This window comes from Mycobacterium sp. (genome assembly GCF_052144515.1).
Classification (GTDB): Bacteria; Actinomycetota; Actinomycetes; order Mycobacteriales; family Mycobacteriaceae; genus Mycobacterium.
Genome location: NZ_JBKQQD010000146.1, coordinates 1 through 3644, shown reverse-complemented (window position 1 = coordinate 3644; position 3644 = coordinate 1). Strand labels below are relative to the sequence as shown.

4 protein-coding genes are annotated in these 3644 nt (G+C 66.6%); all 4 read right to left on the bottom strand.

The window, feature by feature from the left end; translation table 11 throughout:
• A partial coding sequence (locus tag ACLP9N_RS08620) for an enoyl-CoA hydratase (protein ID WP_442407004.1) occupies positions 1-685 on the bottom strand: 685 nt, incomplete at its 3' end.
• 123 nt (positions 686-808) lie between these two features.
• On the bottom strand, positions 809-2443 hold the full coding sequence (locus ACLP9N_RS08615; protein WP_442407003.1) for an AMP-binding protein: 1635 nt from the start codon (positions 2441-2443) through the stop codon (positions 809-811).
• On the bottom strand, positions 2440-3189 hold the full coding sequence (locus tag ACLP9N_RS08610) for an SDR family NAD(P)-dependent oxidoreductase (protein WP_442407002.1): 750 nt from the start codon (positions 3187-3189) through the stop codon (positions 2440-2442). Before ACLP9N_RS08610 ends, ACLP9N_RS08615 begins: the two co-directional genes overlap by 4 nt.
• Positions 3189-3644 (bottom strand): enoyl-CoA hydratase/isomerase family protein (locus ACLP9N_RS08605; RefSeq protein ID WP_442407001.1); only part of this gene is annotated, 456 nt, incomplete at its 5' end. The genes ACLP9N_RS08605 and ACLP9N_RS08610, both read right to left, overlap by 1 nt.

Here is a 3644-nt window from a genome sequence, read left to right as displayed (position 1 = left end):
CCGCGCGCTTGGCCATGCGCAACGCCCACGGGTCGGTCCGCGCGATCCGCTGCGCGAGCCGCAGGGTGAATTCGCGAAGCTCTTCCAGCGGCACCACATGGTTTACCATCCCGGTCCGCAATGCCTCTTGGGCGCTCACCGAATCCTGGGTGAATAACATCTCCTTGGCCTTGCGGGGCCCGAGTTCCCAAGTGTGAGCATGATATTCGACGCCCATGATGCCCATAAGCGCGACTGGGTCGGAGAATTGAGCGTTGTCGGCGGCCACGATGAGGTCACACGGCCAGCACAGCATCAGGCCGGCGGCGATGCACTTGCCCTGAACGGCGGCGATGGTGGGCTTGGGGATGTCACGCCAGCGCTTGGCGTACTCGAGGTAGCCCCGAGTTTCCCAGTCGTAGTATTCCTCGGCCACCAGCCTGCCGTCGTCGGCGCGCCTGGGGCCAAGTCGGCGCCCGTCGGCGGAGGGATCGTTACCGGACATGTCGTGTCCGGCCGAGAAATGCTTGCCGGTCGTGGTGAAGACGATCACCCTCACGTCCGGGTCGTCCTCGGCGCGCCGCCAGGCACCATCGAGGTCCTTGAGGATGCCAGGTGTTTGCGCGTTGGCGGCCTGCGGCCGGTCCAGCGTGATGACCGCCACCGGGCCATCCGTCTCGTAACGGACGAAATGTTCTGCTGCCACTGCTGTCTCCTTTATCTGAAGGTTCTGTCGCGCTCTCCCGGGCGGATGAAGCGACCAGGATTCCCGCCTGCGTGTACACCTCGTCGGATTCAAGGTCGAGGACGGCGCAAAACTGATCGAGATTCATCGTCTGATTTCTGCTTCTACATTTGCGATTAGCTCGAACTTCTTCACCTTGCCGGACGGGGTCATTGGCAGCCCATCCACGAAATACCACGCGGCCGGAGTCTTTTGGCGTGCCAGGCCGGTGGCGTGCAGATGTGCGGCCAGTTCGCCGGTTGAGGGATGTGCGTGGCCGTCGAACACCACGAAGGCGACCGGGACCTCGCCAAAGCGTGCATCGGGCCCTGGGACGACGGCGGCCTGCCGCACCGCAGGATGCGCGACGAGTAGGTCTTCGATGTCGCGGGCGGAGAACTTCTCGCCGCCGCGGTTGATGACGTCCTTCAGCCGCCCGGTGATGGTGACGAAACCCGCGTCGTCGAGGACGCCGACGTCACCGGTGCGAAACCAACCAGCCTCGTCCAGTGCCGCGCGATTGTCCTCGGGGTCGAGGTAGCCGAGCATGCGCTCGGGCCCCCGCACTAGCAGTTCGCCTTCCACTCCGGTTGGCAGCGATCCGGATTCGCCGTCGACAACGCGCACCTCGACGCCCGGCGCCACTGCGCCGTCGGTCTGCGCGCGCAGGTCAAACGGAAATGCCCGATTCATCACGGTCGCTGTCGGCAGCTCGGTCATGCCGTAGACCCGGGCCGCGGGAATGCCCTGCTCCTCGCTGCGCTCCATGACCGCACGTGGCGCCGACGCACCACCGCAAGCGAACATCCTCAGCGGCAGACGAACTCGCGCATCACGGGCGGCTTGGGTGAGTTCCTGCAGGAACACCGTTGCGCCGGCCGTGTAGGTCACCCGATGGCGGGTCATCTCGACGACTGCCTCGTCGGCATCCCAGCGGTCGGCGAGGACCGCGCAGGCGCCGACCAGCAGTGGAATCGTCATGGCGTTCAGCACTCCGGTGATGTGCTGCAGGGGCGCCGCCATATAGGCGACGTCCTCCCACGACAGGCCCCAGGCGTCGGCTAGTTGTCGGGTCTCCGCCAGCAATGTGCGCGAGGAATGCACGGCGGCTTTTGCCTCCGATGTAGTTCCGGATGTGAAAAGCACCAGGCAGGGTTCATCGGGTGACAGCACCGCGTATTGCTGGCGGCGCCCATGCGAGACGACATGGTCGAACGGTGTCCATCCGGACCGGAACCCGCGCAGCACGACCTTGGGGATGTCACGCAGCCCATTTTCGGCCAGCAGGTCGTCGAATGCTTCGGCGTGCCCGAAGCCGCGGAACGATTGGGCCGCGATGACGGCCGCCGGGTGCACCTGCTCAATGACCTGGCGCAGTTCATGCTCGCGGTAAAACGGCGCGATTGGGCTGCTCACCGCACCGACGTGCCAGACGGCCAGGGCCAGCACCTGCGCCTCCCACCAGTTAGGGGTTTGCCAGCACACCACGTCGCCGGCGCCAATGCCCGCACCGCTGAACCACGCCGCCGCGCGTTCAACATGCTCGAGCAGCTCTTGGTAGGTCAGCTGCTGTGCGGCCTCACGGATGGCGGGCAGTGCGCCCCACTGCCGCGCGGCCCGGGTGACCGCCGCGCTGATGGTCATGTCGCTGACGTAGCCAAGTCTCCGGTACTCGTCCTGCCGGTCCTTTGGTATACCGGGGGCAACGACGCGCGCGGCCGTCAATGGGGTCTGGGTCATCCGCCCATGCTCATTCCGCCGTCCACGGTGAGCACGGCGCCGGTGATGTAGGAGGCGAGGTCGTCGAGCAGGAAACTGACCGCGTGCGCGAGTTCTTCGGGCCGCCCCCAGCGGCCGACCGGGATCATCGACGTCACGACGTTGCGGGCCGTGAACGCCAGCCCCTGCGACAGATCGGTGTCGAAGCTGCCCGGGATCACGCAGTTCACAGTTATTCCTTTTCGTGCGACGGCACGTGCTGTCGACCGCGTCAATCCGATGAGTCCCGATTTGGCTGCGGCGTAAGGGATCTGCACTGGGCTGCCCATCGTCGCGGACACCGAGCCGATGTTGACGATGCGCCCGAAGCGGCGCTCAATCATGGTACCCATGGCCGCCTGCGACAGGAAGAACGCGGCCGACAGGTTGACCGCCAGGTGCTGCTGCCAGTCGTCAGTCGTGATGTCGCCGTAGCGCTGCTCGGTGACCGTGCCGGCGTTGTTGATGAGGTAGTCGAGTCGCCCATGCTGGTCCAAGACCTCGTCGACCAGGCACCGGCAGGACTTCGGGTCGCCCACGTCCACCCGGTGCAGGGTCACTCGGGCGCCGGATTTCTCGCATCGGTCCCGGACCGATTCTGCTGCAACGCAATCGGTGGCGTATCCGGCGGCCACATCGACCCCGGAGTCGGCCAGCCTCTCGGTCACGGCGCGCCCGATCCCGCGGGTGCCTCCCGTCACCAGCGCGACACGGTTGCGTGCGACCACTAGGACTCCCTTGGCGGTCTCGTGGCAAGTCGCACACTCAACCGGTCCAGCGCGGCACGGTGCTCGTCCGTCTCGAAGCATTCACTCTCGGCCCGTGCGCACTCGGACAGCACCGGGGCCGCCCGCTCGATGTGCGAGTTCAGCAAGCGCCGCGCCTCCCGCACCGCGTGCGGCGGTAGGGCCGCCAGCCGGCGGGCCAGGTCGAGGGCCGCCGCCACGGTGTCTTCGGTGGCAACGACGCGGTTGACCAGGCCGAGCCGGTGAGCTTCGGCGCTCGGAACCCGATCGCCGAGCAACAGGTGCTCCTTTGCGGCCGAGAGACCGGTCAGCAACGGCCACAACACAATTCCGCCCGCGCCGTCGAGCAGGCCGAGTGCGACCCGCGGATCGGACAGGAAAGCGTCTTGTGCCATGACAACCAGGTCGCACAGCAGCGCGACGGTGGCACCTGCCCC